This is a genomic window from Streptomyces hoynatensis, assembly GCF_003626535.1.
Taxonomy (GTDB): Bacteria; Actinomycetota; Actinomycetes; order Streptomycetales; family Streptomycetaceae; genus Streptomyces; species Streptomyces hoynatensis.
This window is the reverse complement of the sequence record NZ_RBAL01000008.1, coordinates 189,130-212,335: the sequence shown is the minus strand read 5'-3', so window position 1 is coordinate 212,335 and position 23,206 is coordinate 189,130. Positions and strand designations below refer to the sequence as shown.

General features: G+C 74.8%; 21 protein-coding genes. 9 read left to right on the top strand and 12 right to left on the bottom strand.

Features of this window, described 5'->3' with window-relative positions:
• Positions 1-112: 112 nt before the first annotated feature.
• The 5 genes from D7294_RS16155 to D7294_RS16135 all read right to left on the bottom strand — a co-directional run bounded on the left by D7294_RS16155 (position 113) and on the right by D7294_RS16135 (position 7,083).
• The gene (locus tag D7294_RS16155; protein WP_422070709.1) at positions 113-1,975 is read right to left on the bottom strand and encodes a transketolase; all 1,863 of its coding nucleotides are present in this window, start codon (positions 1,973-1,975) and stop codon (positions 113-115) included.
• 93 nt (positions 1,976-2,068) lie between these two features.
• Positions 2,069-3,241, bottom strand: coding sequence for a baeRF2 domain-containing protein (locus D7294_RS16150; RefSeq protein WP_120680235.1), 1,173 nt, complete (start codon positions 3,239-3,241; stop codon positions 2,069-2,071).
• A 28-nt stretch (positions 3,242-3,269) separates the two neighbouring features.
• Positions 3,270-3,812: a type 1 glutamine amidotransferase domain-containing protein gene (locus tag D7294_RS16145; RefSeq protein WP_120680233.1), complete on the bottom strand. Its 543-nt coding sequence runs from the start codon at positions 3,810-3,812 to the stop codon at positions 3,270-3,272.
• A 268-nt stretch (positions 3,813-4,080) separates the two neighbouring features.
• Entirely contained in the window at positions 4,081-5,919 is a 1,839-nt protein-coding gene (locus D7294_RS16140; RefSeq protein ID WP_158674637.1) for an AfsR/SARP family transcriptional regulator, read from the bottom strand.
• A gap of 183 nt (positions 5,920-6,102) precedes the next feature.
• Positions 6,103-7,083, bottom strand: a complete 981-nt coding sequence (locus D7294_RS16135; RefSeq protein WP_120680229.1) for a TIGR03557 family F420-dependent LLM class oxidoreductase — start codon at positions 7,081-7,083, stop codon at positions 6,103-6,105.
• Positions 7,084-7,320: 237 nt separating this feature from the next.
• Between D7294_RS16135 and D7294_RS16130 the strand changes: the two genes are divergently transcribed.
• Positions 7,321-8,322: a LacI family DNA-binding transcriptional regulator gene (locus D7294_RS16130; protein ID WP_120680227.1), complete on the top strand. Its 1,002-nt coding sequence runs from the start codon at positions 7,321-7,323 to the stop codon at positions 8,320-8,322.
• Between the two features lie 77 nt (positions 8,323-8,399).
• On the opposite strand, the gene gndA is transcribed toward D7294_RS16130, so the two are convergent.
• Positions 8,400-9,842, bottom strand: a complete 1,443-nt coding sequence (gndA, locus tag D7294_RS16125) for an NADP-dependent phosphogluconate dehydrogenase (RefSeq protein WP_120680225.1) — start codon at positions 9,840-9,842, stop codon at positions 8,400-8,402.
• A 332-nt stretch (positions 9,843-10,174) separates the two neighbouring features.
• Positions 10,175-10,963 carry an aldo/keto reductase gene (locus tag D7294_RS16120; RefSeq protein ID WP_241562417.1) on the bottom strand — a complete coding sequence of 263 codons (789 nt, stop codon included), beginning with the start codon at positions 10,961-10,963 and terminating at the stop codon, positions 10,175-10,177.
• A 340-nt stretch (positions 10,964-11,303) separates the two neighbouring features.
• Between D7294_RS16120 and D7294_RS16115 the strand changes: the two genes are divergently transcribed.
• Positions 11,304-11,687 (top strand): hypothetical protein, encoded by a 384-nt coding sequence (locus tag D7294_RS16115; protein ID WP_120680221.1) that lies wholly within the window; start codon positions 11,304-11,306, stop codon positions 11,685-11,687.
• 62 nt (positions 11,688-11,749) lie between these two features.
• On the opposite strand, the gene D7294_RS16110 is transcribed toward D7294_RS16115, so the two are convergent.
• Complete coding sequence (locus D7294_RS16110) at positions 11,750-12,187, bottom strand: hypothetical protein (protein WP_147450844.1); 438 nt, start codon at positions 12,185-12,187, stop codon at positions 11,750-11,752.
• Between the two features lie 174 nt (positions 12,188-12,361).
• Complete coding sequence (locus D7294_RS16105) at positions 12,362-13,378, bottom strand: LacI family DNA-binding transcriptional regulator (protein WP_120680217.1); 1,017 nt, start codon at positions 13,376-13,378, stop codon at positions 12,362-12,364.
• 268 nt (positions 13,379-13,646) lie between these two features.
• On the opposite strand from D7294_RS16105, the gene D7294_RS16100 reads away from it, so the two are divergent.
• The 3 genes from D7294_RS16100 (at position 13,647) to D7294_RS16090 (ending at position 17,039) form a co-directional block, all read left to right on the top strand.
• Positions 13,647-14,960 (top strand): ABC transporter substrate-binding protein, encoded by a 1,314-nt coding sequence (locus tag D7294_RS16100; protein ID WP_120680215.1) that lies wholly within the window; start codon positions 13,647-13,649, stop codon positions 14,958-14,960.
• Between the two features lie 153 nt (positions 14,961-15,113).
• Positions 15,114-16,109 carry a carbohydrate ABC transporter permease gene (locus D7294_RS16095; RefSeq protein ID WP_120680213.1) on the top strand — a complete coding sequence of 332 codons (996 nt, stop codon included), beginning with the start codon at positions 15,114-15,116 and terminating at the stop codon, positions 16,107-16,109.
• Between the two features lie 3 nt (positions 16,110-16,112).
• A complete protein-coding gene (locus tag D7294_RS16090) occupies positions 16,113-17,039 on the top strand; it encodes a carbohydrate ABC transporter permease (protein ID WP_120680211.1) in 927 nt (308 codons plus the stop codon).
• A gap of 82 nt (positions 17,040-17,121) precedes the next feature.
• Here D7294_RS16090 and D7294_RS16085 read toward each other — a convergent pair whose 3' ends face one another.
• Entirely contained in the window at positions 17,122-17,766 is a 645-nt protein-coding gene (locus D7294_RS16085) for a nucleoside/nucleotide kinase family protein (RefSeq protein ID WP_120680209.1), read from the bottom strand.
• A gap of 76 nt (positions 17,767-17,842) precedes the next feature.
• A complete protein-coding gene (locus tag D7294_RS16080; RefSeq protein ID WP_120680207.1) occupies positions 17,843-18,469 on the bottom strand; it encodes an MFS transporter in 627 nt (208 codons plus the stop codon).
• Positions 18,470-18,792: 323 nt separating this feature from the next.
• Here D7294_RS16080 and D7294_RS33730 point away from each other — a divergent pair, with 323 nt between their 5' ends.
• The 4 genes from D7294_RS33730 (at position 18,793) to D7294_RS16065 (ending at position 21,904) form a co-directional block, all read left to right on the top strand.
• Positions 18,793-18,924, top strand: coding sequence for a hypothetical protein (locus D7294_RS33730; RefSeq protein ID WP_277751098.1), 132 nt, complete (start codon positions 18,793-18,795; stop codon positions 18,922-18,924).
• Between the two features lie 208 nt (positions 18,925-19,132).
• Positions 19,133-19,849, top strand: a complete 717-nt coding sequence (locus D7294_RS16075; protein WP_120680205.1) for a dienelactone hydrolase family protein — start codon at positions 19,133-19,135, stop codon at positions 19,847-19,849.
• Between the two features lie 124 nt (positions 19,850-19,973).
• A complete protein-coding gene (locus tag D7294_RS16070; RefSeq protein WP_120680203.1) occupies positions 19,974-21,071 on the top strand; it encodes an ATP-binding cassette domain-containing protein in 1,098 nt (365 codons plus the stop codon).
• The gene (locus D7294_RS16065) at positions 21,071-21,904 is read left to right on the top strand and encodes an ABC transporter permease (RefSeq protein ID WP_120680199.1); all 834 of its coding nucleotides are present in this window, start codon (positions 21,071-21,073) and stop codon (positions 21,902-21,904) included. The genes D7294_RS16070 and D7294_RS16065 overlap by 1 nt, the downstream gene beginning before the upstream one ends.
• A gap of 185 nt (positions 21,905-22,089) precedes the next feature.
• On the opposite strand, the gene D7294_RS16060 is transcribed toward D7294_RS16065, so the two are convergent.
• The gene (locus D7294_RS16060) at positions 22,090-22,932 is read right to left on the bottom strand and encodes a hypothetical protein (protein WP_147450843.1); all 843 of its coding nucleotides are present in this window, start codon (positions 22,930-22,932) and stop codon (positions 22,090-22,092) included.
• Positions 22,933-23,206: the final 274 nt, after the last annotated feature.

The following is a 23,206-nucleotide window of genomic DNA, read 5'->3' as shown; positions in this document are numbered from 1 at the left end:
AACATTCCCGAAGCCGGCGGCCCCGGGCAGGCCCCCGGACACGCGCGGGCCCCCGGCGTCGCCGGGGGCCGTGGCGTGGGCCTGGCTCGTGGGTCTGGCTCGGGGGCCCGGCTCAGCGGGTGCGGGCGGCGGCGTAGCGGCGGGCCGCCGTGGCGATGGCCGCCGCGTCGATCCCCGCCTCCCGCAGCTGTTCGGAGCCGCTTGCCGAGCCCGGCATGGAGGTCACGCCGAGCCGCAGCAGCCGCGGCACCGGCTGCCCGTCGGTGAACGCGTCGAGCACCGCGTCGCCGAGGCCGCCCTCGGGCCTGTGGTCCTCGACGGTCAGCAGGCAGCCGGTCGCCTCCGCCGCCTCGCGCAACGCCGCCGCGTCCACCGGCTTCACCGAGTACAGGTCGAGGACCCGCACCCGGATGCCCTCGCCGGCCAGTTCCTCCGCGGCGGCCAGCGCCTCGTGCACCGTGACGCCTGCCGCGACGACGGTGAGCACGTCCTCGGGGGAGGAGCGCAGCAGCTTGCTGCCGCCGATGGGGAACCGCTCGTCCGCAGCGTAGATGACCGGGCTGTCACTGCGCGTCGTCCGCAGGTAGCGAATGCCTGCGGCGTCTGCCATCTCCGCCACCAGACGGGCGGTCTGGTTGGCGTCGCACGGGTAGAGGACCGTGCTCCCGTGCAGCGAGCGGAACATCGCCAGGTCCTCCAGGCCCATCTGCGAGGGCCCGTCCTGGCCGATGGACACGCCGGCGTGGGAGCCGGCCAGGGCGAGGCCGGCGCGGCTGATCGAGGCCATCCGCAGGAAGTCGTGCGCCCGGGTGAGGAACGCGGCGAAGGTGGACACGAAGGGCGTCCAGCCGCGGGCCTGCATCCCGACCGCCGTGGCCACCATCTCCTGCTCGGCGATGTAGCACTCGAAGAACCGGTCGGGGTGCTCCTTGGCGAAGTACTCCGACCTGGTCGAGTCCGCCACCTCGCCGTCCAGCGCCACCACGTCCGTCCGGTCGGCGCCGAGCGCCGCCAGGGCGCGGCCGTAGGCGGTCCTGGTGGCGACCTCGTCGCCCCGCTCGTAGCGGGGCAGCCGGGCCTGGGTGCCGTGCGCCCGGCGCGGCGCCGTGGCCGCGGCCGGGCGCTCCACCTCGACCCGCAGGTCGCGCGGGCCGCCGAGTTCGGCCACGGCCTCCTCGGCGTCGGGCACCGGCTTGCCGTGCATGCCCTCGCGGTCCTCCACGGCCGAGACGCCGCGCCCCTTGCGGGTGCGGGCCAGGATCACCGTGGGGCGGTCCTGCACGCCGAGCGCCTCGGCGTAGGCCGCGTCGATCGCGGCCACGTCGTGCCCGTCCACCTCGATCACGTGCCACCCGAAACCCGCCGCGCGCGCGGCGTAGGCGTCCAGGTCCCAGCCGTGGCGGGTCGGGCCCCGCTGGCCGAGCCGGTTGACGTCCACGAGGGCGGTGAGGTTGGACAGGCCCTCGTACCCGGCGTGCTCGAACGCCTCCCAGACGGAGCCCTCGGCCATCTCGCTGTCGCCGCACAGCACCCACACCCGGTAGGGCTGCTCGTCCAGCCGCCGCCCGGCGAGGGCGATGCCGGTGCCGACCGGCAGGCCCTGGCCGAGGGAGCCGGTGGCCACGTCCACCCACGGCAGCCGCGGCGTGGGGTGCCCCTCCAGCCGGCTGCCCAGGGTCCGGAACGACAGCAGCTCCTCGTCGGTGATCGCCCCGGCCGCCTTGTAACAGGCGTAAAGCAGCGGCGAGGCGTGCCCCTTCGAGAAGATCAGGTGGTCGTTGCCCGGGTGGTCGGGCCAGTCGAAGTCGTACCGCAGGTAACGCGCCAGCAGCACCGCCATCAGGTCGGCGGCCGACATCGACGAGGTCGCGTGCCCGGAGCCGGCGTTCGACGAGGCGCGGACCGAGTCCACGCGCAGCTGCTGGCCGAGCTCGGTCAGATACCGGTCGGTGGTCGTGTCCATCGTCGTGGTCATGCGAAGCCCTCCTGTCACGTCCTGCGGTCCGCGGGTACCCGGGCTCCGAGGGCGCTAACGAGCGGCCTGCGGAGCCCTTCGCGACGCCGGTCCTCACGGGAACTGGGGCCCCGTCCGGTAGCCGCCGCCCGGCACCGGGCCCGCGAAGGGCCAGCGCAGCAGCGCGCCGAGCCCGCCCACCGGAAGCCGGCCCGGGTCAGCGGGCTGCTCCGGCAGCGCCACCGCCTCGGCGTCGTTGGCCACGGCGGAGCGCAGCAGCGCGTCGTCGGCGCGGGCGGCCACCGGCTCGGAGGCGCCCAGGTAGCGGGACTCGGTGCGGCGGACGGCGAGCTGATCGGGCTCGCGGCCCACCCACACGTCCCGGCGCAGGTCGGCCCCGCCCGGCCGCACCAGCAGTGCGCCGATGCGGTGCTCGCGCGCCGCCTCGACCAGGGTGGGCACGCCCTCGGCGGCCTCGATCGCCCCGTGGCCGGGCTCACGGCCCTCGCGGAAGCGGTCCATGGCCTCGTCCGCGACGGCCCTGGCGCGTTCGGCCCTGGCGGTCTCGACCTCGGCGGCCAGCCGCCGGTTGTCCGAGCCGGCGGCCCGGCCGCCGTGTTCCGACTCCACGGTGCGCGCGCGCACCTGCTCGGGCAGCCGCTCGCGCACCTCGCGCCGCTCCCGCGGGTCTCCCGCCAGCACGACCAGTTCGGCGTGCGCCTCCTCGGCGTCGGTCGCCACGGTCTCGGCGATGCGGGCGGCGTTCTCCTCCCAGGTGTTCTCGACGGCCAGCTGGAAGTGCCGCTCGGACCACTGGGCCCGCGCGGTGCGGTGCATCGGCCACTCCTTGCCGGTCACCTCGCCGGCCGGCTCCGGGTGGCGCCTGATCCCGAGCAGTTCCAGGTCGGCGCCCCTGCGGTCCACGTAGGCGACCAGGCAGGCGGGGTCGGGGCCACCGTGGTCGAACAGCGGCCCGAGGCGCGGCAGCGGGGCCCAGTGGCTGAGCGGGGGAGAGGGCGGCGCGGCGGACAGCGGCACGTCGAGCACGACGCGGCCGTTCGCGGCGAACACGGCGTGCCCCGCCGTGTCCCGGGACAGCCCGGGCAGCGCCTCGGCGAGGGCCTGGCGGGTCGCCTCGTCCGCGCCGGATGCGGCGAGCCGGTCGTCGGCCTCCCGCGCCTGGAGTTGCTGGCGCCGTACGACGTCCTCGGCGAGGTAGGAGGTGTCCAGGTAGACCGAAGCCCAGGGTCCGGGACGCAGCAGCGGCCGGAGGAAGTCGAGCTTCATGGCGTTGACCCCCTTTCTGGCTTCCGGGTCAGACGGAGACCTTGCCGAACTCGCGGAGCATCGTCTCGTCGAAGTAGGGCAGATCGTCCGGTTTGCGGCTGGTGACCAGCGTGTTGGGGCCGTTCTCGCAGACCTTCACCCGCTCGTCGACCCAGGTGCCGCCGGCGTTGCGGATGTCCGTCTTCAGGCTCGGCCAGCTGGTGAGCACCCGCCCTTCGAGCACGCCGGCCTCCACCAGCGTCCACGGCGCGTGGCAGATCGCGGCCACCGGCTTGCCGGTCTCGAAGAACCGCCTGGCGAAGCCGACGGCCTGCTCGTCGAGCCGCAGCGCGTCCGGGTTGGCCACGCCGCCGGGCAGCACGAGCGCGTCGTACTCGTCGGCCGAGGTCTCCCCGACCGTCGCGTCGACGGGGAAGGTGTCGGCCCGGTCGAGGTGGTTGAACGCCTGGATGCGGCCCGGCTTCGTCGACACCAGCTGCGGGGTCTCCCCGACCTCGGAGACGGCCTTCCAGGGCTCGGTCATCTCCACCTGTTCGACGCCTTCGGGAGCGACCAGGAATGCGATGCGCATCGGGTAGTTCACCGTCCTTCGTAGACGCGGTATACGCGGCTTCCGAGTAACCGGCGCCCCTGTGGCAAAACACCCGTCCGGCCGCGTTTCGCCACCGGATGTCCCGCGCGTCCGCCCGGCCCCGCCCGCTGCCGCGCGTGCCGCCGCGCGTCCGCCCGCTTTCGCGCGTACGGCCGCCGCCCCGGGTGCCGTCGCGCGGCGGGGCGGGTGGCGGGCGCGGGACCGTGCCGTGCCGGGGGAGAGGGGCCGGGGCCGGGACGGCGGGGGCTCAGTGTTCCAGGGCCAGGAGCTGGGAGAGGGGGTGCAGGCGGTAGGGGCCCTCGCTGCCGTGGGCCGGGTCGTGGCGGCCGAGGAGCCCGGCCGCGACCAGGGACTCCGCGGCGCTCTCCGCGGCGGCCGGGTCGATGCCGAGCACGGCGGCCGCGGCGGCCGGGCCGAAGGGCCTCGCGCGGGCCGTGGCCAGCAGCCGGAAGGCGCGGCGTTCCGCCACGGCGGCGTGCTCGTAGGCGGCGAGCAGCACCCGGCGGCCGAGTTCCCGCAGCCCGGCCCGGTCGGCGTCGAGCCGCTCGGCCAGGCCGGCGGCGCCCGCGCCCCGCAGGCGCTCGGCCGCGAGCCGCAGCGCCCGCGGCAGCCGCCCGCACAGCTCGACCACCTCGGCCACGGCCGGGTCCTCGGCGGGGACGCCGGCCGCGGCGGCGAAGATCCGGGCGGCCTCCCGCGCGCCTGGCACCCGCAGTACCACCGTGCGCAGCCCCTCCAGGCCCGCGGGCGGCCTGCGGCCGGTGAGCAGCGCGGCGCTGCCCAGGGAGGTGGGCAGCAGGGCCCGGACCTGCTCCGCCGAGGCCACGTCGTCCAGCAGCAGCAGCGCCCTCCTGCCCTCCCACAGCCGCGCGAGCAGCGCCTGCGCCTCCCGGCCGCCGCCGCGCGGCGGCACGGGCGCCCCCAGCTGCCGCAGCAGCTGCTCGACCGCCTGCGCCGCTGTCAGCGGCTCCCCGGCGGCCGAGCGCAGCCCGAGGAACAGCCGCCCGTCGGGGAAGAGCGGGGCGCTGCGGTGGGCGGCGGCCAGGGCGAGGGCGGTCTTGCCCACCCCCGCCATGCCCGTGACGGCGACGTGGCCGCCCTCGGCCGCCGCGCCGAGCAGCTTGTCGACCACGGCCGGAAGCACATCGTCGCGCCCGGTGAACAGCGGGTCGCGCGCGGGCAGTTGCACGGCCGGGGGGCGGGCTGGCAGCCGCTCGCGGTCGGCCGGGTGCAGCAGCGCCGGGTCCCCCGCCCGAATCCGGCGGTGCAGCCGCCCGAGCCGCGGTCCCGGCGTGATGTTCAGCTCCTCCGCGAGGGTGCGGCTGATGCGGTCGAAGGCCCGCAGCGCGTCCGCCTGCCGGCCCGAGCGGTACAGCGCCACCATCAGCAGCTCGTGGATGACCTCCCGCATCGGGAACTGCGTGGCGAGTTCCTGTAGTTCGGCGACGAGGTCCCCGTGCCTGCCGAGCCCGAGGTCGGCCCGCACCCGCCGCTCGACCGCGGTGATCCGCAGGTCGGACAGCCGCACCGCGGCCGAGCCGAGGAGCGTGCCGTGCGGGGTGTCGCACAGCAGCGGCCCGCGCCACAGCGCGAGGGCGCGCCGCTCCAGGTGCGCCGCCGCCGCGAAGTCGCCGCGTTCCATCGCGGCGCCGCCCCTGGCGTGCAGTTCCTCGAACTCGGTCAGGTCCAGCCCTCCCGGCGCCACCCGCAGCAGGTAGCCGGGGCGGCGGGTGACCAGCGCGGCCCGGCCTCCGTGCGGGTCGGCCCGGTGCAGCAGCTTGCGCAGCTGGGAGACGTAGACCTGGAGCGTGGTGGTGGCCGTGCGGGGCGGGGCGTCGCCCCAGAGCTCGTCGATGAGGGCGTCGGCCGAGACGATGTCGTTGGCCCGCACCAGCAGGGCGCCGAGCACCACCCGGATCTTGGGCGCCTGCGGCGTCACCGGGAGGTCGCCCGCGCCCGGCGCGAACACCTCCATCGGGCCGAGCACGCCGAACCGCACGCCGGGCCGGGCGTGTGGTGCGCGTTCCGCGCCGTCAGGCGCCGGAACATCCGCCGCCTGACGCGGCGCGAGGCCGTTTCCGGACAACCGACCCCCCCTCCTCATCCCCTCATCCACCGAGGCCGGGGCTCGGCGGCATCCTAGGAACCCCGCGCCGGGAAGGGGACCCCTACATAGCCCCCTATGGGGGGCGAACCACCCCAATCCGCGCGGAACTAGAAAGGTCCCTAGGGGTCGTGGCCCGCCGGCGTGCCGCCCCTGCCCGGCCGCTCACACCAGCGCCTCCTCCGCGGACAGCGCCCGCAGCCTGTGGTCGAGTTCGCTCTCGTAGAACTCGAAGAAGCCGTCCGGGTCCGGGCCCGCGTTCAGCAGCGCGATCCGGTTGAAGCCGGCCTCCACGAAGGGCTTCGCCACCTCGACGCAGCGCTCGGGGTCCGCCCCGCAGGCGAAGTGCGCCAGGATGTCCTCCTCCCGCACGGTGGCGGTGGCGGCCTCGAAGTTCGCCGGATTCGGCAGCTCGCTCATCACCTTCCAGCCGGTGACCGCCCAGCGCGAGGTCGCGAGCGCCGCCCTGGCCGCGGTGTGCTGGTCGGGCGCCCAGGCCAGGGGCACCTCGGCGTAGTGCGGGCCGCGCCCGCCCGACTCGCGGTAGCGCCTGACCAGTTCCGGCTTCGGCTCGGTCGCGAACAGGGCGTCGCCGAGCTCGGCGGCCAGCCGCGCGGAGCCGGTGCCGCCCGCGGCCACGGCGATCGGCGGCGGGTCGCTCGGCAGGTCGAAGACGCGGGCGTCCACCAGCTTCAGGTACGTGCCCTCGTAGGAGCGGTAACCGCCGCGCCACAGCAGCCTGATGATCTCCAGGGCCTCGCGCAGCCGCTCGTGGCGCTCGTGCACCGAGCCGGGGAAGCCGTCGCCGACGACGTGCTCGTTCAGCCGCTCGCCGGCGCCGACGCCGAGGGTGAACCTGCCGTCCGACATCAGCGCCATCGTGGCCGCGGCCTGGGCGATCACCGCGGGGTGGTAGCGCACCGTCGGGCAGGTGACGCCGGTGGCCAGGCCGATGCGCTGGGTGCGGGCCGCGATCGCGCCGAGGACCGGCCAGGTGAACGCCGAATGGCCCTGGTCGTCGAGCCAGGGGTGGTAGTGGTCGCTGATCTCGACGAAGTCGAAGCCGGCGCGCTCGGCGCGCACCGCCTGCCGGATCAGCTCGTTGGGCCCGAAGGCCTCGGTCGCCAGCTTGTACCCGATCTGCATCTGTCGCTCACCGCTCCGAAAGGTCGCGTGCACCGGCCCCCCGGGTTCCCCGTGCCGTCGTCCCGCACCCGGGGGCAGCCGGGTGAATTTCCCGGGCGCGTGCGCGCGGTTGACGGCGCGGCCGGTTGCGGGTTCACTGCCACAAAAGCCCCCGGTACCGGTTCCGGAACCGGTACCGGACCGTGTCAGGTCCACCGTGGTGCCGCACCGCCACGCTCGCCGCAGGGGAGGCCCGCCATGCGCGTCACCATCACCGATGTCGCCCGCCACGCCTCGGTCAGCAAGACCACCGTCTCCCGCGTCCTCAACGGCAAGGGCGAGGTGGACGCCCTCACCGCGGACCGGGTCAGGGCGGTCATCGCCGAACTCGGCTACGTGCCGAGCGCCAGGGCCGTCGGACTGGCCCGGGGCAGCAGCCGTACCCTCGCCCTGCTCGTGCCCTCGCTCACCTGGCCCTGGGTGGGGGAGATGCTCCAGGGCGTCGCCGACACGGCGGAGGCCGCCGGCTTCGGCCTGCTGCTGTTCACCTGCAACCGCGGCGAGGAGTCCATGGCGCAGTTCACCAGCCAGGTCTCCGCCAGGGCCTTCGACGGCGTGCTGGTCATCGAGCCGGAGAACCCGCTCGGCGCGATGTCCGCGCTGCCCCGGCAGGGCCTCCCCCTGGTGGTGATCGACGACCGCGGCAGGCGCCCCGCCTTCCCCTCGGTGGCCACCACCAACGTGGCGGGCGCGCGGGCGGCGGCCCACCACCTGCTGGCCACCGGCCGCAGGGCCCCGCTCGTCGTCACCGGCCCGCCGCACTTCGGCTGCGTGCGCGACCGGCTCCTCGGCTTCGGCCAGGTGCTGCGCGAGCACGGCATCGAGCAGCCGGAACACCGCGTCCGCCAGGGCGACTTCACCGCAGGCGGCGGCCAGGAGGCGATCGCGCGGGCCCTCGCGGAGGGCGTGGCCTTCGACTCGGTCTTCGCGCACAACGACCTCAGCGCCACCGGCGTCCTGCGCGCGCTGCGGGCCGCGGGCCGCCGGGTCCCCGAGGACGTGGCCGTGGTCGGCTTCGACGACATCCCGGTGGCGGCGTTCACCGAGCCGCCGCTGACCACCGTGCGGCAGCCGGTGCGGGAGATGGGCGAGACCGCGACCCGGCTCCTGCTCGGCCACCTCGCCGGCACCGCCCGGCTGACCACCGAGCCCGTCGTGCTGCCGACCGAGCTGGTCGCGCGCCCCTCGGCCCCGGCCTGAGCGGGAACGACGGGAACGGCGCCGGGGGCGACGGGAACGGCGCCCGGGGCGAGCGGGCGCCGGGTGGGCGCCGCCGGTCAGGCGGGTTCCTCGCCGCGGTCCCCGCCCCAGCGGGTGTGGAAGGTGCCCTTCCGGTCAACCCGCTCGTAGGTGTGCGCGCCGAAGTAGTCCCGCAGCCCCTGGACCAGTGCCGCGGGCAGCCGTTCGGCGCGCAGCGCGTCGTAGTAGGAGAGGGCGGAGGAGAACCCGGGCGCGGGCACGCCGAGTTCCGTGGCCTGGGCCACCACGTGCCGCCAGGGGTTCTGCGCCGCGTGCAGCGCCTCGGCGAAGGTCGGGTCGGCGAGCAGCGTCACGGGCGCCTGCGCGGCGTCCTGGTAGGCGGCCCTGATGTCGTCGAGGAACCTGGCCCTGATGATGCAGCCGTCCCGCCAGATCGCGGCCACCTTCCCCAGGTCGAGGTCCCAGCCGAAGGCCGCGCTGCCCGCCGCCAGCAGCTGCCAGCCCTGGGCGTAGGCCACGATCTTCGAGGCGTAGAGCGCCGACTCGACGTTCCCGGCGAAGCGGGCCGCGTCGTCCGGGTGCAGCACGGGCCGGGCCGGGCCGGGCAGCCCGCGGGCCGCCGCGCGCAGCCGGCCGTGCCCGGACAGCGAGCGGGCGAAGACCGCCTCCCCGATGCCGGGCACCGGCACCCCCAGGTCGAGCGCCGTCTGCACCGTCCAGCGCCCGGTGCCCTTCTGCTCCGCCGCGTCGGCCACCACGTCCACGAACGGGCGCCCGGTGGCGGCGTCCGGGTGCGCGAGGACCTCGGCGGTGATCTCGATGAGGTACGAGTCGAGGCGCCCGGCGTTCCACTCGCGGAAGACCTCGGCGATCCTGGCCGGCTCGTACCCCGCGACCCGGCGCAGCAGGTCGCAGGACTCCGCGATCAGCTGCATGTCGGAGTACTCGATGCCGTTGTGGACCATCTTCACGAAGTGGCCCGCCCCGTCGGGGCCCAGGTGGGCGCAGCACGGCTCGCCGTCCACGGAGGCCGCGATGCTCTCCAGCAGCGGGCCGAGCGCCCGGTAGGACTCGGCGGAGCCGCCCGGCATGATGCTCGGGCCGTGCAGCGCGCCCTCCTCGCCGCCCGAGATGCCGCAGCCGGCGAAGTGCAGCCCTCGTTCCCGCAGCGCCGCCTCCCGGCGCCTGGTGTCCTCGAAGTGCGCGTTCCCGCCGTCCATGACGACGTCGCCGGGTTCCAGCAGCGGCGCGAACTCCTCCAGCACCGCGTCGGTGGCCGCCCCCGCCTTCACCATCACCACCAGGCGCCTGGGCCGCTGGAGGGCCTCGACGAGCTCCCGCGGCGACGTGCAGGCCACGAAGTCGCCCTCGTCGCCGAACCGGGAGACCAGCTCCCTGGTGCGGGCCGAGGTGCGGTTGTGCACGGCCACCGTGTGGCCGCGCCTGGCGAGGTTGCGGGCCAGGTTGCGGCCCATGACCGCGAGTCCCGTCACGCCGATGTGGGCCTGCCGCTCGGCCATCTCACAAGCTCCCTACCCGGTGGCCGTCCGCCGCCGTCGCCGTCCTTTCCGCGCCCCCGGGTCCCCCGCCCCGCGCACTTCCATGCGCCCCTTCGCCCGCCCCCTCCGCGCCGATCCGGGCGCCGGGAGCGGGGCGCGTACCCCGGCGCCCACCCCGGTCGCCCGCGCCCCTCGCGTGCCTTTGTGCCGCGCACCCCGCCGCGCTTCCATGCAAGCAGCCCGCGGCGCGTTCGCAACCGCACCGGCGGCCGGCCGCCGCCGCACGCCCGGCCACCGGGGCGCACGCCCGGCCGCACGCCCGGCCACTCGCGGGGACGGCCGGGCGGGGTCGGTCAGAACTCCTCGTGCGTCTCGGGATCGCCGCCGAGCCGCCGCTGCGGCCTGGCCGCGACGGCCGCCATCTCCTCCGGCGTGAGGGAGAAGCCGAACACGTCGAGGTTCTCCCGCTGCCGCCGCTCGTCGCCCGACTTCGGGATCGGCACCGCGCCCAGCTGCACGTGCCAGCGCAGGATCACCTGCGCGGGGGTGATCCCGTGGGCCCGGGCGATCTCGCCGATGGCCGGGTCGCCGAGCAGGGCGCTGCCGCGGCCGAGCGGGCTCCAGCTCTCGGTGACGATGCCGTGCGCGGCGTGGAAGGCCCGCAGCTCCTCCTGCGGGAGCAGGGGGTGCAACTCGATCTGGTTGACGGCGGGCAGCACCCCGGTCTCCCGGTGCAGGCGCTCCAGCTGCCCGACGGTGAAGTTGGAGACGCCGATCGACCTGACCAGGCCCTCCTCGCGGAGCCTGATCATGGCGCGCCAGGAGTCGACGTACCTGCCGACCCGGGGCAGCGGCCAGTGGATCAGGTAGAGGTCGACCCGGTCCAGGCCGAGCCTGGCGCGGGACTCCTCGAAGGAGGCCAGGGTCTCCTCGTAGCCGTGGTGCCGCCCGGGCAGCTTGGTGGTGACGACGATCTCCTCGCGCGGCACGCCGGAGGCGGCGATGCCGCGGCCCACGCCGGTCTCGTTGCGGTAGTTGACCGCGGAATCGATCAGCCGGTAGCCCATCCGGAGGGTGCCGGCGACCGCCTGCGCGGCCTCGGCGTCCCGCAGCGGGTAGGTGCCGAAGCCGAGGGCGGGCAGGGGGTGGGAGTCGTTGAGGGTGTGGACGGGGGCGGCGGAGGCGGGGGAGCCGGGCGAGGCGGCGGAAGCGGGCGAAGCCGGGGTGGGGGACGCCGCGGGGCCGCGGCGTGCGCCGGGCGACGCGGGATCGTTCGAAGTCACGGCTCGATCTCCTGAGGTCGGTGGAACGCCGGGCCGGAGCACATCCGGATACCTTCTCGATCATGCTCGATCGGTGGCGCCGGCCGCACAAGCCGGGCCCCGCGCCCGCGGCACCGGCGCGGCGCGGGCCCCGTCGGCCCCTCCGGTCCGAGGGGACGGGGGCAGGCGGCAGGAGGGCGCGACCGCGTAGTCTTGTGGGATGCCTTCTCGTCCTGGCTTCGGGAATCCTCCGGCGCTCCCTCACGAGGTGGTGGCCGAGACGCTGGAGCGGGCGCTGCGCGACCGTTCGGCGGCGGACGAGGCGGCGGAAGTCCTGGTCGGGGCCGCGTTGTTCGACGAGGACGCGGAGTTCGTCGAGCACTGGTGCGTGCAGGTCGGGACCCGGGCCGTGCCGGGGAGTCCGCTGCTCGGGCTGGCCGGCCTGTGCCTGGGACACACCGCGCGGCGCTTCGGGCGGCTCGGCGACGAGGCCCTGGCGCTGGCGCGGTCGCTGGCGGCGCGGGCCGAGGCGGACCCGGCGGACGTGGACGGCCGGGCCCGCGACGGATACGACGACGTCCGGAACTTCCTGCGCCTGCGGTGACCCCGTCCGCCGCCGCGGCCGGGCAGGCCGCGCGGGCCCGGCTCGGCGCGCTGTGCGCCCCCTCAGCCGTCGAGAATGGTGTTCTCGCCCTCGTGGCAATGGGTGAGCACGTTGTCCGAGTCGAAGAGGCACACTTTGAGGCCCACGACCTGCATGCCCGTGACGTTGCCGAAGGGGTCCCAGACGACGGGGGCGCCGCTCAGCCCGTTGGTGTTGTTCTTGGCGCCGAGGTACTCGCCGTTGACCCAGGCGTAGGCCCTGACGCCCCTGGAGTCCGAGCACAGGTCGTGGATGACGAGATAGTCGTCGTTGTTGCCCCCACCCGCGGCGCCCGGACCGTAGTCCACGAACTCGGCCGAGCCGCAGAAGCCGCTGTCGTCGGAGTACACCGTGAAGCTGTCGTCGGTGGCGAAGGCGGTCTGGGCGCCGAAGACCACCGTGGCGACGGTGGCGGCGCTCGTGGCGAGAACCACCCGTCTGGAAAGGGCACGCAAGCGCATCGGTGCTGTCCTCCTCGTTTTCGGGGCGACGACCCGTCACGGCCGGTTTCCGGTGGCCGATGGCGTGGTGAGCAGCCCTCACTGCCTGAATGTGACACCCCATGAACGCAGATGCGGGTCCGCCCGTCCAGGACCTGTCCGGCCAACGTGGCGGCCTGGCCGGCATCGGCGCGGCTAGCTCGAATCCCGCGGGATGAGGGAGGTGGGCAGCACCACGTGCCGCCGGGCGCTGCCCGGCTCGGCGATCTCCTGGAGCAGGATCCCGGTGATGGTGCGCCCGATCTCCTCGACCGGCTGCCTGACGCTGGTCAGCGGCGGGTCGGTGTGCCTGGCGACGATCGAGTCGTCGTAGCCGACGAGCGCCACGTCCCCGGGCACCCGCCGCCCCTGGCGGCGCAGTTCGGCCAGGGCGCCCGCGGCCATCACGTCCGAGGCGGCGAAGACGGCGTCGAGGTCGGGGCGGCGCGCCAGCAGTTCCCGCATCGCCAGCCTGCCGCCCTCCTCGGTGAAGTCGGCGGGGGCGATCAGCGCCTCCTCGGCCGCCCGCCCCGCCGCGCGCAGCGCCCGCCGCCAGCCCTCGAGGCGGCTTCGGCCCGCGTCCATGTCCAGCGGCCCCGCGATGGTGGCGATCGTGGCGCGCCCGCGGTCGAGCAGGTGGCGCACGGCCGCCGAGGCGCCGGCCACGTTGTCCGAGTGGACGTGGTGCAGCGGCTCGGCGGGGGAGCGGCGCCCGGCCAGCACGGTGGGCAGCCCCAGCTTCTCCAGCAGCCCGGGCAGCGGGTCGTCCCGGTGCACCGAGACCAGCAGCACGCCGTCCACCCGCCCGGCCGTCAGGAACTCGGTCAGCCGGTCGAGTTCCCGCTCGTCGCGCACCAGGATCAGCAGCAGCTGGTTCTTGGTGCCCGCCAGGCCGGCGCTGACGCCGCGGATCACCGCCGAGAAGTACGGCTCGCCGCCCAGGCGGCTCTCCGACTCCGGGATGACGAGGGCGATCGAGTGCGTTCTGCTGGTGACCAGGCTGCGGGCCACCGAGTTCGGCACGTAGTTCAGCTCCGCGATCGCCGCCAGCACCGCCGCCCGCGCCTGCGCGCTCACCAGGGGCGAGCCGTTGAGGACCCGGGAGACGGTGGTGCGTCCGACGCCCGCCCGCGCGGCCACGGTTTTAATAGTTGGCCGTTGGGTACCGCCCACGACAACCCGCCCCCTCTCCTGACCCACACCCGCAACCGGCGCCGGAACTCGCCCTTGGCCAGGGATTCTTCCGCCACGTCCGGGCGGACGCGACGCGCCGGCCCCCGCGGCCCCGACGGCTCTTCACGTTTCTTCCCAACAGATTTGACCTCTCGCTCTTGACATGTCAAATCGGGGCGGGAGAGTGTTCCCACAGCCCACTGGGATCGTTCCCACCGACACTGGGATCGATCCCACTCGGTCGGCAGCTGCTACGCAAGGAGAAGTGATGCGCAGTGCTCGCGTGTTACCGCGTACAAGAGTCGTAGGGATCGTCTCCGCCGTCGTCTCGCTCGCCCTGCTCGCGGGCTGCGGCGGCAGCGACACAGGGACCGGGGGCGGACGGTCCGAGGACGGCAAGGTCACCATCACCATGGGCCTGTTCGGGGTGATGGGGTACAAGGAAACCGATCTCCTCGACCGGTACATGGAGGAGCATCCCGACGTCACCATCGAGGCCGAGGTCGCCGGTGACGAAGAGACCTACTACACGTCCCTCCAGACCCACCTGGCCGCCGGCAGCGGGCTGAAGGACATTCAGGGCATCGAGATCGGCCGGGTCAGGGAGATCGTGGACACCCAGGCCGACCGGTTCGCCGACCTGTCGGACGTGCCGGGCACCGACCACTTCCTGCCGTGGAAGCAGAACCAGATCACCACGGAGGACGGCGCCGTCCTCGGCCTGGGCACCGACATGGGTCCGATGGCCGTCTGCTACCGCCGGGACATGTTCGAGCAGGCCGGGCTGCCCACCGACCGCGAGGAGGTCGGCGCGCTGTGGGCCGACGGCTGGGAGCAGTACGTCGACGTCGGCGAGCGCTTCATGGCCGACTCGCAGGACCCGGAACTCTCCTACATGGACACGTCCAGCGGCCTGTTCAACGCCATGATCTACGGCAGCTCCGAGCAGTTCTACAACGCGGACGGCGACCTCATCTACCAGGACAACCCGGCCGTCCACGACGCCTGGGAGCTGGCCTCCCAGGCCGCCTCCTCCGGAATGACCGCGGCCCTGCGGCAGTTCCAGACCGGCTGGGACCCGGGCCTGGCCAACAGCACCTTCGCCACCACCGTGTGCCCGGCGTGGATGCTCGCCCACATCCAGGAGAAGGCGGGCCCCGAGAACGCCGGCAAGTGGGACGTGGCCCCCGCCCCGCAGGGCGCCAACTGGGGCGGCTCCTTCCTCGCGGTCAACCAGGACAGCCCGGTCAGGCAGGAGGCCATCGACCTGATCGCCTGGCTGACGGCGCCTGAGCAACAGGCGTACCTGTTCCAGGAACTCGGCTTCTTCCCCTCGTCCCAGGAGGCCATCGAGTCTCCCGAGGTGCAGAACGTCACCTCGGAGTACTTCAACGACGCGCCGATCGGCCGGATCTTCGGCGCCGCCGCCCAGGAGATCCCCGACGAGCAGGTGCTCGGCCGCAAGGACGGCACCATCAAGAACCTCTTCGCCCAGGGACTCCAGCGCATCGAGTCGCAGGGGCAGAGCCCCGACGACGCCTGGGACGCCACCGACGAGGACATCCAGCACGCCGTCGGCTGACCCGCCAGGCCGCACGCCGGCTTCCAGGGCGGCCCGAGGAGCGCTCCGGCGCCCCCGGGCCGCCCCCCGGGCGGCGCGCCCGGCGCCGCCCTCCCGCGGAAACTCCGCGAAACCACCGCGCGCCAAGAAGTGCCCCAAGGAAGGGAGGCCCTCGTGGCCGCCTCCACCTCCACTCCCGCGGCGGACCTGCGTCCCTCCGGCCCCGGGCCCACGTCCGGGCAGCGACGGCGCACCCTCCTGCACCGGTTCGACATCCGGGCGGCGCCCTACGGGTTCATCGCCCCGTTCTTCGTCGTGTTCGCCGCCTTCAGCTTCTACCCGCTGCTCTACACCTTCTGGGTCTCGCTGCACCAGGTCGAGCTGTCCACGCTGGACGTCATGTCCTGGAAGGGCCTGGGCAACTACACCGACCTGTGGCAGGACGACAGGTTCTGGAACGCGCTGCGCAACACCTTCACCATCGGCGTCATCTCCACCGTCCCGCAGCTGCTGATGGCCCTCGGCCTCGCCCACCTCCTCAACTACCACCTGCGCGGCTCCCTCTTCTTCCGGGTGGCCGCCCTGGCGCCCTACGCCACCTCGGTCGGCGCCGCCGCGCTCGTCTTCAGCATGCTCTTCGAGCGCGACTTCGGAATGATCAACTGGGGCCTGAACCTGGTCGGCTTCGGCGACGTCGACTGGGAGAACGAGAAGTGGCCCGCCCAGTTCGCCATCTCCACCATCGTCATCTGGCGCTGGACCGGCTACAACGCGCTGCTCTACCTGGCCGCGATGCAGGCCATCCCGCGCGACCGCTACGAGGCGGCGGCGATCGACGGCGCCTCCCGCTGGCAGCAGTTCCGCACCGTCACCATCCCGGGCATCCGCGCCACCATCGTCTTCACCATCGTGCTGTCCACCATCGGCGCCACCCAGCTGTTCGGCGAGCCGCTGATCTTCGGGCAGGGCCCCAACGGGGTCACCGGCGGCGCGGACAACCAGTACCAGACGCTCGGCCTGCTGCTGTACGAGGAGGGCTGGCGGAACTACCAGATGGGACGCGCCGCCACCATCGCCTGGGCCATGTTCCTGCTGCTGGTCCTCGTCTTCGTGCTCCAGCGCGTGATCTCGCGCCTTGCGTCCCGCCGGCCCGCGAGGAGGAAGCGGTAAGCCATGTCCACGGAAACCCTCCGGGGCCGGCCGGCCCCGCGGCGCCACCCCGCCGAGGCCGCAGGCGTTCCCCGGCGGCGGGCGCGCCTGTCCCTGCGCCAGGGCGCCGGGCGGCAGCACCACGCCGGCCCGGTCGCGTACGTGCTGCTCGGCTTCGCCGCGCTGCTGTCCCTCTTCCCGCTGTACTGGACGACGGTGGCGGCCTCCACCGACAACACGCGGGTCACGCAGACCCCGCCGCCCTTCATCCCGGGCCCGAACCTGTTCAAGAACCTCTCGACGGCCTGGCAGGACGCGACGCTCGGCAAGGCGATGGGCAACAGCCTGATCGTCGCGAGCGCCATCGCCACCGCCACCGTGCTCTTCGCCACGCTGGCCGGGTTCGCCTTCGCCAAGCTGCGTTTCCGGGGCCGCAACATCCTGCTGATGCTGGTCATCGGCACGATGCTGGTGCCGCCGCAGCTGGGGGTCGTCCCGCTGTTCATGATGATGTCGGACCTGGGCTGGGGGCAGCAGCTGCCCGCGGTCATCTTCCCCACCCTGGTGAGCGCGGTCGGCGTGTTCTTCATGCGGCAGTACCTGGCCGAGGCGCTGCCGGACGAGCTGGTGGAGGCGGGCCGGGTGGACGGCGCCCACTCGCTGCGGATCTTCTGGAGCATCGTGCTGCCCATCGCCAGGCCCGCGATGGCCGTGCTCTTCATGATCACGTTCGTGCACGCGTGGAACGACTTCTTCTGGCCGTACATCGCCCTGGACATGAGCAACCCGACGGTGCCCGTGGCCCTCACCCAGCTCAGCGCGGGCTACGTGCGCGACCAGTCGGTCATCATGGCCGGCGCCCTGCTGGGCACGCTGCCGCTGCTGGCGATGTTCGTCGTCTTCGGGCGGCAGATCGTCAGCGGGATCATGCAGGGCGCGGTCAAGGGCTGAACGGCCCCTCCCGCCAGGCACGTTGCGCCAGACCCGCCCCGGCAGGCCCGTCCCGCCGGGCCGTTGCGCCGGGCCGGCCCCGTCAGTCCCCGGGGCCGGCCCGGCCCTCGGCTTCGAGCACCAGGTCGCAGCGGGCACGTGAGGCCTTGACCAGTGCGGCGTTGGGCGCGTCGTTCGCGTCGATCCAGGCCCGGGCCGCCTCGGGGCTGCGGCCGTTGCCCGTGTGCCGCCGCATCAGGCGCGCGTCGCGGACCTCGTCCGGCGCGTCCACGTACCAGACCTCGGCCATCAGGGAGCGCGCCGCGCGCCAGCCCTCGCCCTCGCAGGCCAGGTAGTTGCCCTCGGTGACGATCAGCCGGGCCCCGGCCGGCACGTGGTGGCGGGCGGCCACCGGCTCGTCCAGGGTGCGGTCGAAGTCGGGCACGTACACCCCGCGCGAGCGCTCCCCGGCCAGGCGGCGCAGCAGCGCCTCGTACCCCCACACGTCGAAGCTCGGCTCGGAGCCCTTGCGGGAGCGCAGGCCGAGCCGGTCGAGCTGGGCGTTGGACAGGTGGAAGCCGTCGAGCGGGACGTAGGCCGCGCGCTCGCCGAGCGCGGCGACCAGCCGCGTGGCCAGCGTCGACTTCCCCGCGCCTGGCGGTCCGGCGAGGCCGAGCACGGCCCGCCCCTCGCCCGGGGCCAGCGCCGCCGCGCGCGCCACGAGGTGCGGCAGTCCGGGAAAACGCATGACCGCACCCTAGAGGACGACGCTCCGCTCCCCGGGCCCCGGTGCGCACCCGCCCCCGGGGGCCCGGGCCGCCGGCTCAGCCCGGGCGCCGGGGCCGTGGGGCCGCCCGCCGCTCCCCGCGCCCGGCGAGCAGCCGGGCGGCGAGGGCCGCCCCGAGCAGGAAGGCACAGGCGCCGACCGCGGCCGCCGCCCGCACGCCCGGGGCGTGCGCGGGAGTGTCCCGGGCGATCAGCGTGCCGAAGACCGCCACCCCGACGGCGCTGCCCGTCTGCCGCGCCGCGTTCAGCACGGCGGAGGCGCCGCCGAGGGCGGCGGGCGCCGCCTCCAGCGCCGCGGCCGTGGCCGCAGGCATGGTGAAGGAGGTGCCGAACCCGGCCGCGGCCGGCGGCGCCACCAGCGCCGGGCAGGGCGTGCCGGGACCGGCGAGCGTCCGGCAGGCGAGCCCGGCCGCCCCCACCAGCAGCCCCACCACCACCGGCAGGCGCGGCCCGGTGCGCGCCGTGACCCGCCCGGCCGGCCCGGAGCCGAGCGCCACCAGACCCACCGCGGGCAGCAGCGCGAAGCCCGCGCGCACGGTGCCGTAGCCGTGCACGCGCGGGAAGTACAGCGGGGCGAGCAGGCCGTGGAAGCCGGTGTTCAGCAGCGCCCCCACCGCCACCGCCCCGGAGAACTGCCCGCGGGCGAACAGCGCGGGCGGCAGCATCGGCGCCTCGGCCCGCCGCTCCAGCAGGAGGAACGCCGCGCCCGCCGCCGGGCAGCAGCCGAGGACGAGCGGATGCGCCCAGCCCAGCTCGCCCGCCTCGATCAGGCCGCCGGCCCCGGCCGCGAGGGCCGGGGCCCCGGCGGCCTGCGCCGGAACGTCCAGCCCCCGCCGGCCCGGCCGCGCCAGGGCGCGGCGGCGGCGCGGCTCGCCGCCCTCGGCGTTGGACGTCGACCGGCTCCCGCGCCTCCATCCGCTGCTGCCTGGACCGGTCCGAGCGCCGCCCGCACCTGGCCGGGCCGCTGGGCACGGCGCTGACCGGGCGGATGGTCGACCCGGGCCGGCTCAGGCGCGGCCGGTACCGCCGCGTCGTCCACGTCACCGACCTCGGCAGCTCCGGCCTGCGGGACGGCTTCGGCGTTCCGGTGGACGCCGTCCTCGGGCCCCACGGCCGCTGACCCCGCCGCCACCCCGACCCGGCCCCCGCCCGGCCCAGGGCCGGAGCCGCCGCCCCGCCCCGTTCGCCCCCGCTCACCCCGCCCCCGACCCGTGGTTCCCGTTTCTGCCTGCGGCAGAGCGCCCCGCCCGGGCCCGCCGTGCTCGTTAGCGTGAGCATGGGTGACGCGGAGCGACGAGCGGCCGGGCGCCGGCCGAGGGGGCGGACACATGACGGTGCACGTGCGCGAGGTCGGGTACAGCCACGAGGGCACGCCGCTGTCCGGCGTTCTCACCCTGGACGGGGACGCGCCGGTCAGGCGGCCCGCGGTGCTCGTCCTCCACGGGATGGAGGGCAGGAGCCAGGCGCAGACGGAGTTCGCCGCCCGGCTCACGCGGTGGGGCTACGCCGGCTTCGCCGCCGACCTGTTCGGCATCGGCGACGCGGGCGATGCCGCGCGCGGCGAGCCCCTGATGAACGCCTTCCTCCACGACCGCGCCCGCCTGCTGCGGCGGATGCGGCACCTGCTCGACGTGCTCAAGGAGCAGCCCGAGGTGGACCCGGAGCGGGTGGCGGCGATCGGGTTCTGCTTCGGCGGGCTGTGCGTCCTCGACCTCGCCCGCGGCGGCGCCTCGCTGCGCGCCGTCGCGAGTTTCCACGGCGTCCTCACCCCGCCCGAGCAGGCAGAACGCCCCGAGATCCGCGCCAGGATCGCGGTCTTCCACGGCTGGGACGACCCCTACGCGCCGCCCGCCGACGTCCTCGGCCTGGCCCGCGAGCTCACCGAGCGCGGCTGCGACTGGCAGCTCCACGCCTACGGGCACGCGATGCACTCCTTCATGGCCCCGGCCGCCGACGCCCCCGAGGCCGGCATCGCCTACGACGAGAAGGCGGCCCGCCGCGCCTGGGAGACCTGCGGCTCCTTCCTCGCCGAGTCCTTCGCCTGATCCCGCCGCCCCCTCTCCCGCCCCGCGCCGGGGCCGGGGCCGGGGGTGGCCCGGATGCGGACGGCGGGGCGAACCAGGACAATCTGGGCAGGAGTCCGGCCGGGAGGAAGCGGAGGCGCTGCCCATGCCCGCACCCATGATCGAGACCCGCGGGGTCACCAAGTGCTTCAAGGGCAAGCGGGCGCTGACCGACATCGACCTGTCCATCGGCCAGGGCCGGGTCCTGGCCCTGCTCGGCCCCAACGGCGCGGGCAAGACCACCCTGGTCAAGGTCCTCACCACCCTGTTGCGCCCCGACGAGGGCTCGGCCACCGTGGCCGGCTGCGACGTGGCCACCGAGGCCGTGCGGCTGCGTTCCCACATCGGGCTCGCCGGCCAGTACGCGGCGGTCGACGAACTGCTCACCGGCCGCGAGAACCTCGAACTCGTCGGCCTCCTCTACCACCTGGGGCGGGCCGAACGCCGCCGCAGGGCCCAGGAGGTGCTGGAGCGCTTCGCCCTCACCGACGCCGCCGACCACCAGGTGCGCACCTACTCGGGCGGCATGCGCAGGCGCCTGGACGTGGGCGCCTGCCTCGTCGCCCGCCCGCCCGTCCTCTTCCTCGACGAGCCGACCACGGGCCTCGACCCCCGCACCCGCAACCACCTGTGGCAGTTCGTGCGCGACCTCGTCGCGGAGGGGACCACGGTGCTGCTGACCACCCAGCACATGGAGGAGGCGGAGGCGCTGGCCCACCACATCGCGGTGCTCAACGAGGGGCGCGTCATCGCCCAGGGCACCGCCGACGAACTGAAGTCGCAGGTGGGGGGCGACGTGCTCGAAGCGCGCGTCGTCGACCGCGGCGACCTGGAGCGGGCCCGCGCCATCCTCGACGAGGTCGGCGCCGGCCCCGCCCAGGTGGCGGCCGAGGAGCGGCGGGTGAGCGTGCCCACGGGCGGGGGCACGAAGGCCCTGATCGCCGCGGGGCAGCACCTCAGCCAGGGCCGCATCGACCTCCAGGACCTCGGGCTTCGCCGCCCCTCGCTCGACGACGTGTTCCTCACCTTCACCGGCGGCGCCCCCGACGAGCCGCCCGACGCCGCGCCCTCCTCCGACGGCGAGACCCCGGGCCCCGACCGGCCCCCGTCCGGCGGCCCGGGCGGCCCCGGCGGCCGTGGCCCGGGCGGCCCCGGCGCGGGAAACCCCGGCCCGGGCGGCCCCGGCGCGGAGGGCGGCTCCTGATGGCCGCCGCCGACGCCGCCCGCCCGGGCGCCGCCCCCGGGGCCGGGCAGCCGCACACCCAGCGGATGAACCCGGCGACCGCCGCCCGCGACATCGCCGGCATCACGGGACGCAACCTCCGCCGGCTGGTGCGCACCCCGCAACTCCTCGTCTTCACCGCCGTTCAGCCCGCCATGATGCTGCTGCTCTTCCGCTACGCCCTCGGCGGCGCAATCCGCATCCCCGGCATGAAATACGTGGACTTCGTGGTCCCGGCGATCTTCCTGGAGGCCGTCCTGGTCGGCTTCATGGCCACCTCCATCGGCCTGGCCCAGGACATCGGCGGCGGCATCGTCGACCGCTTCCGCAGCCTGCCCATGGCCAGGTCCGCCGTCCTGGCCGGCCGGACCCTCGCGGACCTGTGCCGCAGCATCTTCTCCCTGGCGCTGATGGTCGGCCTCGGCGTCCTGGTCGGCTTCAGGTTCCACGCCAACTGGCTGTCGGCACTCGCGGGCCTCGGCATCGCCCTCGTCTTCGGCTACGCCTTCTGCTGGATCTACGCCACGCTCGGCCTGCTCACCAGGGACCCGGAGACCGCCCAGGTCGCCGGAATCCTGCCGTTCTTCATCCTCGTCTTCGCCAGCACCGCCTTCGTCCCCGTCCAGACGATGCCCGGCTGGCTCCAGTGGTTCGCCCGCAACCAGCCGGTCAGCCACACCATCGACCTGATGCGCGCCCTCTTCCACGGCGGCCCCGTCGTCCACTCCCTGTGGCTGACCCTCCTGTGGAGCCTCGGCATCTTCCTCGCCTTCTTCCTCGCCTCCATCCGCCTCTACCGCCACCTCAGCGCCTGAACGCGCGGGCCCCCGGGGGAGTGGGTGCGGCACACATGGCCGTCCCCGGGGAAAGCGGCCCGCACCCGTCACTCCACGCCGGGCGAGGAGGCACGCCGCATGCCTCGACCGGCGCAGGAAAAAACGGCCCCGCCGGTCGAGGGGGCTCGGCTGGCGGGGCCTGCGGCGCGGGGCCGGGGGCGGGATCAGGCCGTGATGTTGCCGGTGCGGAAGTCGGCGACGTTCAGGATCTGGTCGGCCGGGGGCTCCTGGAACTCGACCGGCTCGTTGTACTGGCTCAGCTCGATCTCGGTCTCCGTGCCGCCCTCCGTGGTGCGGACCAGCAGCGGGTAGGGCTCGCCCTCGGTGGCGATGAGCATCGTCACCGGGTTGCCCTCGTCGTCGGGTCCGGAGAGGGTGACGACGGGGACGCCGTTGTATTCGGTCTCGGGGCCGACCTCGTCCGGCGCGCCCGAGCCGTCGTCCGACCCCATGTCCTCCTGCATCGCCGCCAGCGAGCAGACCCCGGCCAGCTGCGACATCTCCGGGTCGCTGGTGTGGCCGTACAGGTAGACGCCGTCGAGCAGGTTGAGCACCGACGGGTTCGCGACGGCCAGCTGCGACTGCCAGAACTGGGTGTCCGGCTTCATCCAGACCTCGTCGTCCGCGCGCACGAGGAGTTCGACCGTGCCCGCGCCCCCCTGGGTGACGGAGCCCGCGCAGGAGCCCTCCTGGTCCATGTGGAGGTCGAGACCCATGCCGGTCACCGCGGGGTCTCCCAGCGTCCTCATACGCACCGAGGTGGCGGACTGCAGCGCGTGCTGGGCGCGGTCCGCGATCTCCTCCGGGGGCAGGCTCGCGAGCGAGTCGCCGGCGGCCGCGTCCTCGCCCTCGCCGGACGCGCCGCCGCTGCCGGTGGCGCCCTCGGAGTTCTTCTGGCCGTCGGCCCCCTGAGAAGAGGAGTCGTCGTCGCTGCCGCAAGCGGTCAGCGCCAGCAGGCCGGCGGCCGCCACCGCGACCATGGGCAGACGGCGCGTCCTGAATGTCATGTTGAGTCCCCTCGAACTGCCTCGTTACTGCGGCTAGATCATCGCACGCGCATACGGTTTCTCCGTATCGGACCGAAAATCGTCACGAAACCAGGACGGTTGGGATACCCGCCCGTTGTGGACGCCTTGGTAGGCGCGCCCGGTACGCGCGACGAAGCCCGGCAGGGCCCGGCGGGCAGGGCCCGGCGGCGGGCAGCCGCGCGGCGCACGCGGTGCCGACCGGGCTGAGACCACGGTGCCGGGAGGCGGCGGGGGAGGGGGCGTTCCCCCGCCG

Bases quoted from the DNA above. Each gene is read 5' to 3' on its own strand.
- D7294_RS16155 (WP_422070709.1), bottom strand. From the start codon at position 1,975: ATGACCACGACGATGGACACGACCACCGACCGGTATCTGACCGAGCTC.
- D7294_RS16150 (WP_120680235.1), bottom strand. From the start codon at position 3,241: ATGAAGCTCGACTTCCTCCGGCCGCTGCTGCGTCCCGGACCCTGGGCT.
- D7294_RS16145 (WP_120680233.1), bottom strand. From the start codon at position 3,812: ATGCGCATCGCATTCCTGGTCGCTCCCGAAGGCGTCGAACAGGTGGAG.
- D7294_RS16135 (WP_120680229.1), bottom strand. From the start codon at position 7,083: ATGCAGATCGGGTACAAGCTGGCGACCGAGGCCTTCGGGCCCAACGAG.
- D7294_RS16130 (WP_120680227.1), top strand. From the start codon at position 7,321: ATGCGCGTCACCATCACCGATGTCGCCCGCCACGCCTCGGTCAGCAAG.
- gndA (WP_120680225.1), bottom strand. From the start codon at position 9,842: ATGGCCGAGCGGCAGGCCCACATCGGCGTGACGGGACTCGCGGTCATG.
- D7294_RS16115 (WP_120680221.1), top strand. From the start codon at position 11,304: ATGCCTTCTCGTCCTGGCTTCGGGAATCCTCCGGCGCTCCCTCACGAG.
- D7294_RS16110 (WP_147450844.1), bottom strand. From the start codon at position 12,187: ATGCGCTTGCGTGCCCTTTCCAGACGGGTGGTTCTCGCCACGAGCGCC.
- D7294_RS16100 (WP_120680215.1), top strand. From the start codon at position 13,647: ATGCGCAGTGCTCGCGTGTTACCGCGTACAAGAGTCGTAGGGATCGTC.
- D7294_RS16090 (WP_120680211.1), top strand. From the start codon at position 16,113: ATGTCCACGGAAACCCTCCGGGGCCGGCCGGCCCCGCGGCGCCACCCC.
- D7294_RS16085 (WP_120680209.1), bottom strand. From the start codon at position 17,766: ATGCGTTTTCCCGGACTGCCGCACCTCGTGGCGCGCGCGGCGGCGCTG.
- D7294_RS16080 (WP_120680207.1), bottom strand. From the start codon at position 18,469: ATGCTGCCGCCCGCGCTGTTCGCCCGCGGGCAGTTCTCCGGGGCGGTG.
- D7294_RS33730 (WP_277751098.1), top strand. From the start codon at position 18,793: ATGGTCGACCCGGGCCGGCTCAGGCGCGGCCGGTACCGCCGCGTCGTC.
- D7294_RS16075 (WP_120680205.1), top strand. From the start codon at position 19,133: ATGACGGTGCACGTGCGCGAGGTCGGGTACAGCCACGAGGGCACGCCG.
- D7294_RS16070 (WP_120680203.1), top strand. From the start codon at position 19,974: ATGCCCGCACCCATGATCGAGACCCGCGGGGTCACCAAGTGCTTCAAG.
- D7294_RS16065 (WP_120680199.1), top strand. From the start codon at position 21,071: ATGGCCGCCGCCGACGCCGCCCGCCCGGGCGCCGCCCCCGGGGCCGGG.
- D7294_RS16060 (WP_147450843.1), bottom strand. From the start codon at position 22,932: ATGACATTCAGGACGCGCCGTCTGCCCATGGTCGCGGTGGCGGCCGCC.